At 66.1% G+C, this 14954-nt stretch carries 11 protein-coding genes; 9 read left to right on the top strand and 2 right to left on the bottom strand.

The features are described 5' to 3' along the window. Positions 1 to 78 precede the first annotated feature (78 nt). The 9 genes from CK227_RS03270 to CK227_RS03230 all read left to right on the top strand — a co-directional run bounded on the left by CK227_RS03270 (position 79) and on the right by CK227_RS03230 (position 13087). Positions 79 to 2634 (top strand): PAS domain-containing sensor histidine kinase, encoded by a 2556-nt coding sequence (locus CK227_RS03270; protein ID WP_095771539.1) that lies wholly within the window; start codon positions 79 to 81, stop codon positions 2632 to 2634. A gap of 8 nt (positions 2635 to 2642) precedes the next feature. Further along, positions 2643 to 4154: a tRNA (adenosine(37)-N6)-threonylcarbamoyltransferase complex ATPase subunit type 1 TsaE gene (gene tsaE, locus CK227_RS03265; RefSeq protein ID WP_095771538.1), complete on the top strand. Its 1512-nt coding sequence runs from the start codon at positions 2643 to 2645 to the stop codon at positions 4152 to 4154. Further along, positions 4151 to 4876: a nucleotidyltransferase family protein gene (locus CK227_RS03260; protein WP_280951222.1), complete on the top strand. Its 726-nt coding sequence runs from the start codon at positions 4151 to 4153 to the stop codon at positions 4874 to 4876. The genes tsaE and CK227_RS03260 overlap by 4 nt, the downstream gene beginning before the upstream one ends. Further along, positions 4873 to 8007: a double-strand break repair protein AddB gene (gene addB / locus CK227_RS03255; RefSeq protein WP_095771537.1), complete on the top strand. Its 3135-nt coding sequence runs from the start codon at positions 4873 to 4875 to the stop codon at positions 8005 to 8007. The genes CK227_RS03260 and addB overlap by 4 nt, the downstream gene beginning before the upstream one ends. After that, positions 8004 to 11516, top strand: coding sequence for a double-strand break repair helicase AddA (gene addA, locus CK227_RS03250; RefSeq protein ID WP_095771536.1), 3513 nt, complete (start codon positions 8004 to 8006; stop codon positions 11514 to 11516). Before addB ends, addA begins: the two co-directional genes overlap by 4 nt. Before the next feature lie 76 nt (positions 11517 to 11592). Further along, entirely contained in the window at positions 11593 to 11916 is a 324-nt protein-coding gene (gene trxA / locus CK227_RS03245) for a thioredoxin (RefSeq protein ID WP_095771535.1), read from the top strand. A gap of 135 nt (positions 11917 to 12051) precedes the next feature. Further along, a complete protein-coding gene (locus CK227_RS03240) occupies positions 12052 to 12333 on the top strand; it encodes a cupin domain-containing protein (RefSeq protein ID WP_019862676.1) in 282 nt (93 codons plus the stop codon). A gap of 95 nt (positions 12334 to 12428) precedes the next feature. Further along, on the top strand, positions 12429 to 12677 hold the full coding sequence (locus CK227_RS03235; protein WP_095771534.1) for a type II toxin-antitoxin system VapB family antitoxin: 249 nt from the start codon (positions 12429 to 12431) through the stop codon (positions 12675 to 12677). Beyond that, positions 12674 to 13087, top strand: a complete 414-nt coding sequence (locus tag CK227_RS03230) for a type II toxin-antitoxin system VapC family toxin (protein ID WP_095771533.1) — start codon at positions 12674 to 12676, stop codon at positions 13085 to 13087. Before CK227_RS03235 ends, CK227_RS03230 begins: the two co-directional genes overlap by 4 nt. Before the next feature lie 10 nt (positions 13088 to 13097). On the opposite strand, the gene CK227_RS03225 is transcribed toward CK227_RS03230, so the two are convergent. Beyond that, the gene (locus tag CK227_RS03225; protein WP_095771532.1) at positions 13098 to 13517 is read right to left on the bottom strand and encodes a VOC family protein; all 420 of its coding nucleotides are present in this window, start codon (positions 13515 to 13517) and stop codon (positions 13098 to 13100) included. Positions 13518 to 13547: 30 nt separating this feature from the next. Continuing rightward, positions 13548 to 14873: a folylpolyglutamate synthase/dihydrofolate synthase family protein gene (locus CK227_RS03220; RefSeq protein ID WP_095771531.1), complete on the bottom strand. Its 1326-nt coding sequence runs from the start codon at positions 14871 to 14873 to the stop codon at positions 13548 to 13550. Between the last annotated feature and the right edge of the window lie 81 nt (positions 14874 to 14954).

Here is a 14954-nt window from a genome sequence, read left to right as displayed (position 1 = left end):
GACGCTTCCGGCCCGAGAGGATCAAGAGAAGCGCGTATCAGGGCGGTCTTGCATTCAGGCGGCGGAGAGGACCAAGACATGCCGGGGCAAAACCCGCACGGAGCGGGATCGGCCGTTTCCGGCGGCCATGACGATTCGGGGACCACAGGCTCGACCATTCAGGGCGGGCGCCTTTCATGGCGTGTCCGCGCCGGGCTGTTCCTGACCAGTTCCGCGCTGGCCGGCCCCCTGGCCAGCGCGGTGGCGCATGCCGAGAGCGCCGCCGTGGCCACCGCCGGCCTGTCGATCAACACGGTCGAAGTCATGCAGCTTGCCGTGTTCGTCGGCGTGACCGGCGCGGCATTCCTGTCGGCCATCGTTCTCATCCGCGAACGGGCCCGCACCTCGGCGGAGAATGTCGAACTGAGAAGCCGTGTCGCCGACATCAATGCGGCACTGCGCCGTTCGGAAGCGCTGCTCAATCTGCGCGACCAGCGCGTGGTGGTCTGGGCCTCGGAGAACAAGAAACCCGAACTCATCGGCACATTGCCGGTCGAAAGCGGCGCGCCGGAGGAGCGGGCGGCTTTCCTCGCCTTTGGCCGCTGGCTGATGCCGCGCTCGGCGGCGGCGCTCGAGCACGCCATCGCGGGCTTGCGCGAAAAGGCCAGGCCCTTCGACCTGGTCATCGAATCGCAGGCCGGCGCCCCGCTCGAAGTGCATGGCCGCAAGAGCGCCGCGCACATACTGGTGCGGTTTGTGTCGCTTTCCGAGACCCAGCGCAGCCAGGCCCGGCTGAAGATCGACAACCAGCGGCTGGCCGCCGACCACGACACCATGATCGGCCTGCTCGAAGCGCTGAAGATGCCGGCATGGCTGCGCGACGAGCATGGACGCCTGAAATGGGTCAACCGGGCCTATGCCGACGCGGTCGAAGCCGAAAGCGCGGAAGCCGCCGTCCGTGACGCCAAGGAATTCCTCGGGGGCCAGGCACGCGAGGCAATCGACGCCCAGCACAAGACGCATCCGGTCTTCGAGCAGTCGCTCTCCACCGTGATCGAAGGCGACCGGCGCGTCTTCGCGGTGACCGACTTCGCCGGCGCCGACGGTTCGGCCGGCCTTGCCGCCGACACCAGCGCCATCGAGACCATTCGCGGCGAATATGAGCGGACGGTGCGCAGCCACGCCGACACGCTCGACCAGCTCAACACCGCCGTCGCCATCTTCGACACTGACGAGAAGCTGCGCTTCTTCAACCAGGCGTTCCAGAAACTGTGGGGCCTGGACAGCGGCTTCCTGCACAGCGCGCCCGACAATGCGCTTTTGCTCGACCGGCTGCGCAGCGAAGGCAAGATTGCCGAGCAGCCCGAATGGCGCCGCTGGAAGGAAGGCCTGCTCGGCGCCTATCGCGCGGTCGAATCGCAGGAACATTGGTGGCATCTGCCCGACGGCAAAACCATCCGCGTCGTCGCCAACCCGCAGCCCAAGGGCGGGGTCACCTGGGTGTTCGAGAACCTGACCGAAAAGATGGACCTGGAAAGCCGCTACCGCACCGCGGTGCGCGTCCAGGGCGAAACGCTCGACAATCTCGCCGAAGGCGTGGCGGTGTTCGGCCCCGATGGGCGGCTGCGCCTGTCGAACCCGGCCTTTGCGACGCTCTGGGGATTGAGCGGCGAAGCCGCCAAGCCCAATGTGCACGTCTCTACCATACGCGACCTTTGCGACCGCCAGGCGTTCGACAGCCCCTGGCCGGGCTTCGTCGCCGCCATCACCGGTTTCGACGACGAACGCCGCGACCGGCACGGCCAGAGCGAGCTCAACAACGGCACGGTGCTGCGCTACGCCGTGATCCCGCTGCCCAACGGGCAAGTGATGATGACCTTCGTCGACGTCACCGACAGCGTGCATGTCGAACGTGCGCTGAAGGACAAGAACGAGGCGTTGGAGAAGTCGGACCAGCTCAAGAACGACTTCGTCCAGCACGTGTCCTACGAACTGCGTTCGCCGCTGACCAACATCATCGGCTTCACCGAACTGCTTTCACTGCCGACGACCGGGCCGCTGAACCAAAAGCAGCGCGAATATGTCGAGCATGTCAGTTCGTCCTCCTCGGTGCTGCTGACCATCGTCAACGACATACTCGACCTTGCGACCGTCGATGCCGGCATCATGCAGCTCGACATTTCCGAGGTGCATGTCGACCGCACCATCGCGGCGGCCGCGGAACTGGTCGCCGACCGGCTGCAGGAGCATTCGATCCGGCTCGAGGTCGATGCCGCTGCCGCGCCGAAGACGTTCCACGGCGACGAGACCCGCATCCGCCAGATCCTCTACAATCTGCTCAGCAACGCCGCCAACTACGCGCCGGAAGCCAGCACCATCCGGCTTGCCTGCCGCCATCTGGCGGACGGGGTGGAATTTTCCGTTCACGACGATGGACCCGGCATGCCGCCGGACGTTCTGGACTCGGTGTTCCGCCGCTTCGAACCGCGCACCAATGGCGGCCGCCGGCGGGGCGCCGGCCTCGGCCTGTCGATCGTCAAGAGCTTTGTCGAACTGCATGGCGGCAATGTTCGCATCGAAACCGGCAAGGACAAGGGCACCACCGTCATCTGCACCTTCCCCGACATGCCGGGCATCCGCGCCGCGGCCGAGTAGCGCGCTCGATGACGGGACCTGTGCTGGAGCGTTTGCTCGCGGATGAGACACAGACAGCGCGGCTGGGCGAGGATCTGGCGCTGTCCCTGCGCGCCGGCGACGTGCTAGCGCTCAAGGGCGATCTCGGTGCCGGCAAATCGACATTGGCGCGGGCACTGATCAGGGCGCTGGCCGATGATGCCAGCCTCGACGTGCCGAGCCCGACCTTCACCCTGGTGCAGAGCTACGACACGCGCATTCCGGTGCACCATTTCGACCTTTACCGCCTGGCCTCGGCAGCCGAGCTCGACGAACTCGGCTTCGACGAGGCGCTGACGCAAGGGGCTGCCCTGGTCGAATGGCCTGAGCGGGCGGAGGACTATCTGCCGAAGACGACGCTCTTGATTGAACTCGTCCAGCATGGCGAGGGCCGGCTGGCGCGGCTGTCGGGGCAAGGCGCTGCCTTCGACCGCGCGGCGCGGTCGCTGGCCATGCGCGGTTTTCTCGAAAATGCCGGCTGGGGAGAAGCGCGGCGGCGCCATTTCATCGGCGATGCCTCCGCCCGCTCCTACGAGATCGTGACGCTCGCCGGGCAGGAGCCGCGCGTGCTGATGAACTCGCCGCGGCTGGTGCTCGGCCCGCCCGTGCGCGACGGCAAACCCTATGCCGTGATCGCCCACACCGCCCAGTCGGTCACCGCCTTCGTCGCCATCGACCGCGCCTTGAAGGCCGGTGGCGTCAGCGTTCCGCAAATCCATGCCGAGGACCAGGACCAGGGCTTTTTGCTGCTCGAACATCTCGGTTCCGAGGGGTTTCTCGGCAAGGACGGCGAGCCGGTGGCCGAGCGCTATACGGCGGCGGCCGAGCTGTTGGCCATGATGCATGGCAGGAGCTGGCCGCAGCGCCTGCAAGCCGGACCCGGCAGCTTCCATGAGGTGCCGCCCTTCGACCGCGACGCGATGATGATCGAAGCCGATCTGCTGGTCGACTGGTATGTGCCGGCGATATCGGGCGGCCCGCCAAGCGACGACCTGCGCTCGGGCTACGCCAGGGAATGGAACGCGCTTTTCGACCGGCTGCAAGGCAGCGAATACGCGCTGATGCTGCGCGACTTCCATTCGCCCAACATCATCTGGCGCGACGACCGCGCCGGCCACGACCGGCTGGGCGTCGTCGACTTCCAGGATGCGCTGATCGGGCCTTCAGCCTATGACGTCGCCTCGCTGGCCATGGACGCCCGTGTCACCATCTCACCTGAGATCGAGAAGAAAACGCTCGATGCCTATGTCGCGGCGCGCCATGCGACAGGCGCCTTCGACGACGTAAGCTTCCTGCAAGCCTATGCAATCATGGCCGCGCAGCGCAATTCCAAGATCCTCGGCATTTTCGTGCGTCTCGAAAAGCGCGACGGCAAACCTTATTATTTGAAGCACCTGCCGCGCATCCGCGACTATCTGCGCCGGGCGCTGTCCCACCCGGCACTTGCCAGCCTGCGGGAATTCTACAATACGCACGGGCTGCTCGAGGAACGAACGCTGTGACGAGACCGAACACTGCCATCGTCCTTGCCGCCGGGCTCGGCAAGCGCATGCGGCCGATCACCGATACGGTCCCCAAGCCGCTGGTCAGGATCGCCGGCAAGACCTTGCTCGACTGGGGGCTCGACAGCCTCGCCGCCGCCGGCGTCGCCAAGGCGGTGGTCAACGTCCACTATCTTCCCGAGCAGATCGTCGCCCATGTCGCGGCGCGTAGCGCTCCGCAGATCATCATTTCCGATGAGAGCGACCGGTTGCTCGATTCGGCCGGCGGCATCGTCAAGGCGCTACCGGAACTCGGCCAACAACCCTTCTACATCCTCAATGCCGACACGTTCTGGATCGACCACGGTCCGCTCAATCTCGGCCGGCTTGCCCTTGCGTGGGACGCCGCGAAAATGGATATTCTGCTGATGCTGGCGGATCTCCATCAGGCGACAGGTCACTGTGGCAGCACCGATTTCCTGGTGGCGCCGGACGGAGCCTTGCGGCGCTCGAAAGGCGATCCGGCCGGCCTGATTTATGCCGGTGCCGCGATCGTTCATCCACGCCTGTTCAAGGATGCAACGGCCGAACCGCATTCGCTCAACGCCTATTTCGACAAAGCCATCGCCGCCGGCCGGCTGTTCGGCATGCCGATGCACGGCCACTGGATTACCGTCGGCACGCCCGATGCCATCCCGCAAGCGGAAGAAGCCGTCGCCGGCGCGCTAGCCGAGATGCAATGAGCGGCTCAAGCCGCGTTTTCTCTATTCCCCCCGGAGCGCCGTTCCTGCCGACGCTGGCCGAGGCGCTGCTTGCCGGTCGCCTAGTCCAGGGATTTCGTTTCGACGGCGATCCGCTCGCTCTGGCCGATGTCACCATCTATGTGCCGACGCGTCGTGCCGCGCGCGCCTTGCGCGGTGTCTTCGTCGACAGCTTGAGGGCACGCGGCGGCGGCGGTTCGGCGATCCTGCCGATCATCCGCCCGCTCGGCGAATTCGACGAGGACGAAGCCCTGTTCGAGGCCGAGCCAGCGGCGGCGATCGATCTCGCGCCGCCGATCTCGGCGACCGAACGCCTGTTGCTGCTGACGCCGCTGGTGCGTGCCTGGAAACGCCGGTTGCCGGAGCATGTGGCCAAGCTTTTCGCCGAGGAAATCGTCATCCCGGCCTCCACCGCCGACGCAATCTGGCTGGCGCGCGATCTCGCAGGGTTGATGGACGAGATCGAGACCGAAGGCACAGACTGGACCAAGCTCGCAGATCTGGTGACCGGCAACCTTGCCGGCTGGTGGCAGGTGACGCTCGAATTCCTTGGCATAGTCACCGATGCTTGGCCGAAATTCCTCAGGGAAAGCGACCGCTCCAATCCGGCCGCGCATCGCAGCGCGGTGATCCGCTCCGAGGCGGCGCGGCTGCGGCGCAATCCGCCGGCCGGGCCGGTCATCGCCGCGGGGTCGACTGGCTCCATCCCGGCGACGGCGGAGCTGCTTGCAGCGATCGCCCGCCTGCCCGGCGGCGCCATCGTGCTGCCCGGGCTCGACCGGACGCTGGACGAAGCGTCCTTCCAGGCGCTTGTCGCCCCCGGCGCGCGACCGGCCGTGCTTGGCCACCCGCAATATGGCCTGGCCAGGCTGATCGGCAAGATCGGCGTGCTGCGCGCCGATGTCGAAGAACTCGGCACGGCCGAACCGCGGCTGGCGCTTCGCGCCGCGCTTGTCGGCGAGGCGCTGCGGCCGGCCGAGACCACCGAATTGTGGGCCGAAACACGCAGCGGGTTTTCGGCGTCCGATATTGCCGGCGCCTTTGCCGAGGTGACGCTGCTGGAAGCTGCCAGCGAGCGCGACGAAGCCGTCGCCATCGCCGTCGCGCTGAGGCAGGCCGTCGAACAGCCCGGCCAGCGGGCCGCGCTCGTCACCGGCGACCGCGCGCTGGCGCGGCGCGTCGCGGTGGAACTCAGGCGCTTCGGCGTGGTCGCCGACGATTCCGGCGGCACGCCGCTCGCCAACAGCCCGGCGGCCAGCCTGCTCCGGCTTGCGCTCGAAGCAGTGTTCCGGCCGGGCGATCCGGTCGGCCTTTTGTCGCTGCTCAAGCATCCGCTGCTCGGCCTCGGCCTCGAACGCGCCGATGTGCGCCACGCGGCGGAACTGGTCGAACTGGTGGCGCTGCGCGGCGGCACCGGTCGCCCCGACATCGTTTCGCTGCCGGACTTGTTCGAGGCCCGACTGACGAGCCTCGGCGATGACAGCCGGCCGCCCTTCTGGTTTTCCCGTCTCACCGTGCGCTCCATCGAGGATGCTCGAACCCTCCTCGTACGACTGACGGAAGCGCTGGCTCCGCTTTCGGCGTTTCGCGACCAAGCGGAAGCCGATCTTGCCGCGCTGGTCAAAGCCAGCGTGGTGGCCCTGGAAAGCCTCGGGCGCGCCGCCGATGGCGGCCTGGGCGACCTCTATGCCGGCGATGCCGGTGAAAAGCTCGCCGAGCTGCTGCGCGGGTTGGTCGCCGCTTCGGCATCGCTGTCGTTCGCTACCTGCGAGTGGCCCGATGTGATGAACGCGCTGATCGCGCCCGAGACGGTCAAGCCGGCGCAAGGCACCGACAGGAACATCGCCATCTGGGGGGCGCTGGAAGCGCGCTTGCAGGATGTCGACACGCTGGTCATTGGCGGGCTCAACGAAGGCGTGTGGCCGCGCAAGCCGGAGAGCGACCGCTTCATGTCGCGGCTGATGAAGACCGGCATCGATCTCGAACCGCCGGAGCGGCGCATCGGCCTTGCCGCGCATGATTTCCAGATGGCGATGGGCGCGATGCACGTCGTTCTGGCCCGCTCGGCGCGTTCCGGCGACGCGCCCGCCGTGCCGTCGCGCTGGCTGCAGCGGTTACTTACCTTCACCGGCAACGACCAGGCGGCAACCCTGCGCCGGCGTGGCGACGAACTGCTCGCCTGGGCACGCGCACTCGACACCGGCCCAAAGCAGGATTTCGCGCCGCGGCCGCAACCGAAGCCGCCATTGGCGGTGCGCCCAACGCATTTCTCGGTCACCGAGATCGAGACGTTGCGCCGGGATCCCTATGCCGTCTATGCCAGACGTATCCTCGGCCTGATGCCGCTCGATGCGCTCATCCGTGATCCCGGCGCGGCCGAGCGCGGTACGCTGTTCCACGCCATCCTGCATTTGTTCTCGTCGCGCGTTGCCGATCCGCGCGCACCCGACGCGCTGGCCGGTCTCATTGCCGCCGGCCGCGCCTGCTTTGCCGAAGCCGCCCTTCCGGCCGATGTCGAGGCGGTGTGGTGGCCGCGCTTCGAAAAGCTCGCCGCCAACATCGTCGAATGGGAGCGCACGCGTGCCGATGCGGTGGTCCGGCGCCATGCCGAGGAGCGTGCCGGCAAGACCCTCGTCGGCCAGTCCGGCGTGACGCTGTCCGGCTATGCCGACCGCGTCGATCTGCTGGCCGGCGGCATGGCCGATATTCTGGACTACAAGACGGGCTCCTCGCCCTCCAAGGCGCAGGCGCACACGCTGCTGGCGCCGCAGCTGGCGCTGGAAGGCGCGCTGCTGCGGCGCGGCGCGTTCAAGGATCTGGGCGCGCGCGAGCCGTCGCAGCTGGCCTTCATCAGGCTGAAGCCGAATGGCGAGGTGTTCGAGGAGTCCATTCTCGAGCACAACCGCCAGCCACGGACCGCCGCAGATCTTGCCGAAGAGGCTTGGGCGCGGCTGGAAAAGCTGCTGATCCACTATGCCGACCCGCAGACCGGCTATCTGTCGCGCGCGCTGCCGTTTCGCGAGGGCGAGACAGATGGCGATTACGACCATCTCGCCCGTGTGCTCGAATGGTCGGCCGGTGGCGATGCCGGCGACGAGGGAGGGGAGGCATGAAGAAGGCCTATCCCATCCCGAGCGATACCGCCAACAGCCAGGCCCGCGCCGCCGATCCGCAGAATTCGGCCTGGGTGTCGGCGAATGCCGGCTCCGGCAAGACCCATGTGCTGGCCCAGCGCGTCATCCGGCTGCTGCTCAACGGCACCGACCCGTCGAAGATCCTGTGCCTGACCTATACGCGCGCCGCCGCCGCCAACATGTCGAACCGGGTCTTTTCCACGCTGTCGGACTGGACGGTGCTCGGCGATGCCGAGCTGGCCGCGAAGATCGAGGCGCTTGAAGGGCGGCGGCCCGACCGCGACACCATGCGCCGGGCCCGGCGCCTGTTCGCCGAGGCGCTGGAGACGCCGGGCGGACTGAAGATCCAGACCATCCACGCCTTCTGCGAATCGGTGCTCCACCAGTTCCCGCTGGAAGCCAATATTCCGGCCCATTTCGAGATGCTCGACGGCCAGATGGAGGCATCGCTTTTCGCCGCCGCGCGGCGCGAGATGATCTCCGGCACGGCTGCCGGCAACCCGGACCTGGCCGACGCCTTCGCCACCGTGCTGGAACGCGGCGGCGAGGCCGGTCTCGATGCCTTGCTCGGCGAGATTGTGCGCAAGCGCGACGGATTGCGGCAGTTCCTCGACGCGGTCGGGCGTGACGGCTTCCAGCCTTTGTTCGATGAATTCCATTTCCGCCCTGGCCAGACCACCGAAGGGATTGCAGCATCGGCCTGGCCGCTGCCCGGCTTCCTGCCCGACTATTTCGCCGGCTTCGCCCAGGCCGCCGAATCCACCGATGCCAGATCGGTGCTGAACAACATACTGCCCTATGCGCGCCAGGCTTTCGCCGAGAGCGATCCCATTCGCCGCCTGCAATTGCTGGCCAGAGCCTTCCTCAAGACCGATGGCGATCCCTACGACCCGGCAAAGGCCTTCAAGAAAGCCCTGACCGACCGGCTGCCGGACCTGGCCGAGCGCTATGTCTCAACGGCAAGCGCTATCATCGAAACCGTCGACCGGCTGGCGCTGTTCCGCATGCTGGAAGGCACACGCGCGGCACTGACCATCGCCGACTGGCTGATCGCCCGCTACGACGTGCTGAAGCGCAGCCGCGGCTTCCTCGACTTCAACGATTTGATCACCCGCACGGTCAACCTCCTGGCGCGGCCCGATGCCGGCCCCTGGGTGCAATACAAGCTCGACCAGGGCATCGACCACATCCTGCTCGACGAGGCACAGGACACCAGCCCGGATCAATGGGAGGTGGTGAAGCGGCTGGCGGAGGAATTTTTCGCCGGCTTCAGCGCGCGCGACCGGGTCCACCGCACGGTCTTCGCCGTCGGTGACGAGAAGCAGTCGATCTATTCCTTCCAGGGGGCTGCGCCCGACTCCTTCGCCGACAGCCGGCTGCTGTTCGCCGGCCGGGTGCGCGACGCCGAAGCGTCCTTCGCCGACCTCAAGCTGACCTGGTCGTTCCGCTCGACCGACGACGTCCTGGCCGCCGTCGACCGCGTCTTTGCCGATCCCCTCGTGCGGCGCGGCATCAGCCATGATCCCGATCCGCTGAGCCACAAGGCGATCCGCACCGATGCGCCGGGCTATGTCGAGGTCTGGCCATCGATCGGCGCCGACGTCGTCGACGAACCCGACGACTGGACGCAGGCCATCGACCATGCCCATGCGCCGGCGGTGCGCGTCGCCGAGAACGTCGCGGCGACCATTGCCGGCTGGATCAGCAAAAGCGAGGTCATCGAAGGCCGTGGCAAGCGGCTGCGGCCGGGCGACGTGCTGGTGCTGGTGCGCAAGCGCGACAGTTTTGTTCACGCGCTGACCCGCGCCTTGAAACGCCGCGACATTCCGGTCGCCGGTGCCGACCGGCTGAGCCTGCCGGGCCACATCGCGGTCAAGGACCTGATCGCGCTCGGCCATCTCCTGCTCCAGCCGCAGGACGATCTGTCGCTCGCGGCCGTGCTGCGCAGCCCGATCTTCGACCTGCCGGAGGAGACGCTGTTCACGCTCGCCGCGCAGAGGCCGCCGGGCCTGTCTGTGGCCACGTCGCTGCGCCAGCATGCCGAAGAAAACCAGCGCCTGGCGAAGATTGTCGCGCAACTCGACGTCTGGGCTGGCGAGGCCGCCTTCAAGCCGGTGTTCGAGTTCTATGCCGGCCTGCTGGCGCGCGACGGCGTGCGCCGAAAAATGATCGCCCGGCTTGGGCCCGAAGCCGGCGATATTCTCGATGAATTCCTGAGCTTCTGTCTTGCCGAGGAACGGACCGGCCTCCCCGGACTGGAAGCCTTCCTGTCGACGCTGGAAAATGCCGGACCCGAGATCAAGCGCGAGATGGACCAGACCCGCGACGAGGTCCGCGTCATGACCGTGCACGCCGCCAAGGGCCTGGAGGCGCCGGTGGTGTTCCTGGTCGATGGCGGCTCCGCCCCGTTCAGCGACCAGCATCTGCCGCGGCTGATGCCGTTCGACGGCTCGGGCACCTTCTGGGACGGCAAGGGCTATCTCTGGCGTTCGGCCAGCGATGTCGCCAACGGCTTCTCGAAGGCGGCAGCCGCCCGCGCCCGCGAACTCGCCGACGACGAATACCGCCGGCTGCTCTATGTCGGCATGACCCGCGCCGAGGACCGGCTGATCGTCTGCGGCTATCACGGCAAGCGGGCACCAAGCACCGGCACCTGGCATTCGATCGTCAGTCGCGCGCTCACCGGCGCGCCGGAAAGCGAACAGCGCGCGCATCCCGCCGGCGGCGAGCCGGTGCACCGTTTCCACGTTACCAGGCTGCCGCCCGTCGCGGCGAGCGCCGATGAACAGGCGCGGCGGGCCGATGCTTTCGGTCCGCTGCCGGGGTCGCTGTTCCGCCCCTTGCCGCCCTTCGAGGACCTGCCGCGGCCGCTGTCGCCATCCGGCGCCTCGGCGCTGATCGATGAAGGCAAGGAAGCGGTCATCGACAAGGCGTCACCGGTGCTGGACGCCGACGCCGAACCGAGCTTTGCCGTGCTGCGTGGGCTGGCTTTGCACAAGCTGCTGCAGATGCTGCCCGGCATTGCCGAGGGTGAACGCCAAGGTGCCGCCGAGCGTTATCTCGCGCGAACGGGTGCCGCATGGCCGCCGTCGGAGCGGGAAAAGGCCCTGGCATCGGTCATCGCCATCCTCGACGACCCGAGCCTCGGCCAATTGTTCGCGCCCTCCTCGCGCGCCGAGGTGGCGATCATGGGCAGCCTGGAGGTGAGGGGCAAAACGCGCTCGATTTCCGGCAAGATCGACCGGCTGGCGGTGACAGCGGACACGATTTCGATCGTCGACTACAAGACCAACCGGCCGGCGCCCGCCTCTCTTGCCGAGGTTCCCCCGGCCTATCTTTTGCAGTTGGCGCTCTATCGCGCGCTGCTGCAGCCGCTTTATCCCGGGCGCGAGGTGAAAGCCGCCCTTCTGTTTACCGAAACGCCAAGGCTGATCGAACTGCCGGCCCGGGCCATGGATGTCGCCCTTGCCCGACTCACAGGAGCGTGACACAAGACCTGCTTGAAGAAGGGCTAGATAACCACCACATTTGGTGCGACAAAGAACTCTCGAAAGGATTTTCCGCATGGGTGCAACCGTCAAGGTCGACAAGAACAATTTTCAGGCTGACGTGCTCAACGCCAACGTACCGGTGGTGGTCGATTTCTGGGCGGAATGGTGCGGCCCCTGCAAGCAGATCGCGCCGTCGCTTGAGGACATCGCTCTCGAACTCGGCAGCAAGATCAAGATCGCCAAGCTCAACATCGACGAGAATCCCGAGTTGGCCGCGCAGTTCGGCGTGCGCTCGATCCCGACGCTGATGATCTTCAAGGGCGGTGAAGTGGCCGACATGAAGGTTGGCGCCGCGCCGAAGACCGCGCTGTCGCACTGGATCAATGGCAGCCTCTGATCCGACTGAATTTCCCGATATCAAAAGCCCGGCCATCGCGCCGGGCTTTTTTGTTGGCGCCATCGGCTAGTCCGCTCTGGCCCTCACATCGGGGCACGCCATGTCTTCTGCTGGCAGCAGAAACAGGAGAGCGACATGACCGGATCCGCCAAGGCCACCGTCTTCATCGACAATGAGCGCGTCATCGTCACCGAATACCGCTTCCAGCCCGGCGACAACACCGGCTGGCATCGCCATGGCCACGACTATGTCGTGGTGCCGCTGATGGACGGCAAGCTGAAGTTGGTGACCAAGGACGGCGAGACCTTCGCCGAGATGAAGAAAGGCGCGCCCTATTTCCGCAAGGAGGGTGTGGAACACGACGTCATCAGCGCCAACGACGGCGAATATGCCTTTATCGAGATCGAGCTGAAGTGAAAGGGCTCACCGCGCATGAGATGGCATGCCATCAAGTGCCATCTTGATGGCAGAGGCGAGTCGGCTTATATTTCTCTTCCAAAGGGAGTTTTGAAATGGCCGAACCACAGCTCTCAGTCCGCAGCGCGAAAGCACGTGACCTGGCTCATAGGCTTGCTCGTCGCGAGAACCGCTCGATAGCCGACGTGGTCGAACGCGCGCTTGAATCCTACGAGATTCGTGAAGCTGGCCGCGAACCCGCCTCCACCTTCTATGCGAGCCTGACCGCAAGCAGTGGCGTTGACATCGATCTGGAGAAAGTTATTCGCGGGGGTCGCGAGCCTCATTCCGGGATTGAGCTTTGATTTTCGTCGATACCAACGTGATTTCGGAGTCTCTGAAGAAGACGCCGGATCCAGCCGTGCTGGCGTGGCTTGTCCGCAATGACGCCGAACTGGCCCTTCCCACGGTGACGATTGCTGAAATCGCCTTCGGTATTCAAAAGATACGACCTGACGAGCGTGCGGATCGGCTGGAACAGGGACTTTCCCGATGGCGGCATCGATTTGCCGACCGGATTTTTGGACTGACGGAAGAGGCTGCCCTGGCTTACGGCGAGATCATGGGGGCCGCGACGCGCCAAGGTCGCGGCATGTCGGCTCCCGACGGCATGATCGCGGCGATAGCGCGCGTGAATGGAGGCCGGCTGGCAACGCGCAATCTCAACGACTTCGCTCCGGCCAAGCTTGAGCTGGTCTCGCCTTGGGATTTCTAGAGCATGTCTGTCACCAGTCGGCGATGCGGTCGCCGCCGATGAACTGCGCGCTTTTGTCGGTGTATTCGAACAGCTCGATCTTCACGCCGTTGGGATCGCGGATCCAGGCCTGAAAGGTGTCGTCGCAGGCGTGCTTCTTCGCGGTCACGTCGATGCCCTTCGACTTGATATGGGCGATCGCAGCGTCGATGTCTTCGACTTCCAGGCAGAAATGGTTGATCTGGTTGAGTTCGCTGTAGGTGGCGGCATCCTTCTGGAACACCTCGACGTGGCTGCGGCTGCCGCAATCGAGGTAGAAGCCGAAAATCTCGCCATCGCGCAGGAAATTGAACCGCGTGTCCAGCCCGAGCACGTCGCGGTAGAAACTGCGCGTCGCTTCCAGGTCATGGGCGAGAATGCAGACATGGGCGAGCTGCTTTACCTTGATCATCACAGGCTCCCTGCGCCGGTCATCGCGCGCTCACGTCGGCGGCGTGCCATTCTCGGCCAGCACCGCGCCGGCCAGATAAAGCGACCCGCCGATCAGGATGCGGGGCGGCGGGCCGTCCCAGGTGTCGCGCAGCAGCATCAGCGCGTTGGCGACGGAACTCACCGGCTCGGCCGTCAGCCCGGCTTCCGTTGCGCGGACGGCCAGTTCGTCGTTCGGCACGCCCGCATCGCTCAGGCTCACCGGCACCGTGTAGACATGCCGGACGAGACCCTTGAAGGCGCGGAAATAGCCGCTCTGGTCCTTGGTGTTGATCATGCCCGAAATGAGGAAGAGCGGGCGCGGGTTCTTTTCCTCCTGCTCGGCCAGCGCCTCGGCGACGACCACGCCGGCGCCCGGATTGTGGCCGCCGTCGAGCCAGATGTCGGCGCCCTTCGGCGCCAGATCCGTCAGCCGGCCCTGCATCAGTTTCTGCATGCGACCGGGCCAGGCGACGTGAGTCATCGCCTTTTCGGCGGCGCGGTGGCTGATCTCGAAGCCGGCTGCCTTGACCGCGGCGATCGCGGCGGCGGCATTGGCGAACTGGTGGCGCCCGGGCAGACGCGGCGGCGGCAAATCCATCAGGCCATCCTCGTCCTGATAGACCATGCGGCCGTTTTCCTCGAAGGCGAGGAAATCCTGGCCATAGACGAAGGTCGGGCACTCCAGCCGCTCGGCGGTCTCGATCAGCACCTGCAGCGCTGTCTCGCTTTCCTGCGCGCCGATCACCACCGGGCAGCCGCGCTTCATGATGCCGGCCTTTTCGGCGGCGATCAGTTCGACACGGTCGCCAAGATAGGCTTCGTGGTCCATCGACACCGGCATGATCACCGAGACGGCGGGCCTGGCGACGATATTGGTGGCGTCGAAGCGGCCACCAAGGCCGACCTCGATGATGGCGGCTTCGGCCGGATGTTCGGAAAATAGGATGAAGGTGACAGCGGTGAGTATCTCGAAGACGGTGATTTTCTGACCGTCATTGGCCTTGGCGACGCGGGCAATGGCTTCGGCGAAGACATCGTCATCGACCAGCCTGCCGCCGCCTTCGGCGGCCAGCCGGTAGCGCTCGGCCCAGTTCACCAGATGCGGCGACGTGTGGACATGGACAAGGTGGCCAGCGGCTTCGAGCAGCGCACGCGAAAAGGCGGCGCAGGAACCCTTGCCGTTGGTGCCGGCGATGTGGATGACCGGCGGCAGCAGATCCTGCGGATTGCCAAGCCGCTCCAGGAGCCGCGTGATGCGGTCGAGCGAAAGGTCGAAACCTTTCGGATGAAGCGCCATCAGGGCTTCGATTTCGCGGTCGGCGGCAAGCGTTGTCATCGCAGAATCCCGGCGCATGGCCCGAGCACCAGAATCAATCCCGGAATGGCCATGGCAATCAAAAGGCTACAGCGCGCCATG

Origin of the sequence: Mesorhizobium sp. WSM4308 (genome assembly GCF_002294905.1) — a bacterium.
In the GTDB taxonomy this organism is placed as follows: Bacteria; Pseudomonadota; Alphaproteobacteria; order Rhizobiales; family Rhizobiaceae; genus Mesorhizobium.
The sequence above is the reverse complement of the archived record's forward strand: the minus strand, read 5'-3'. Positions and strand labels throughout refer to the sequence as shown.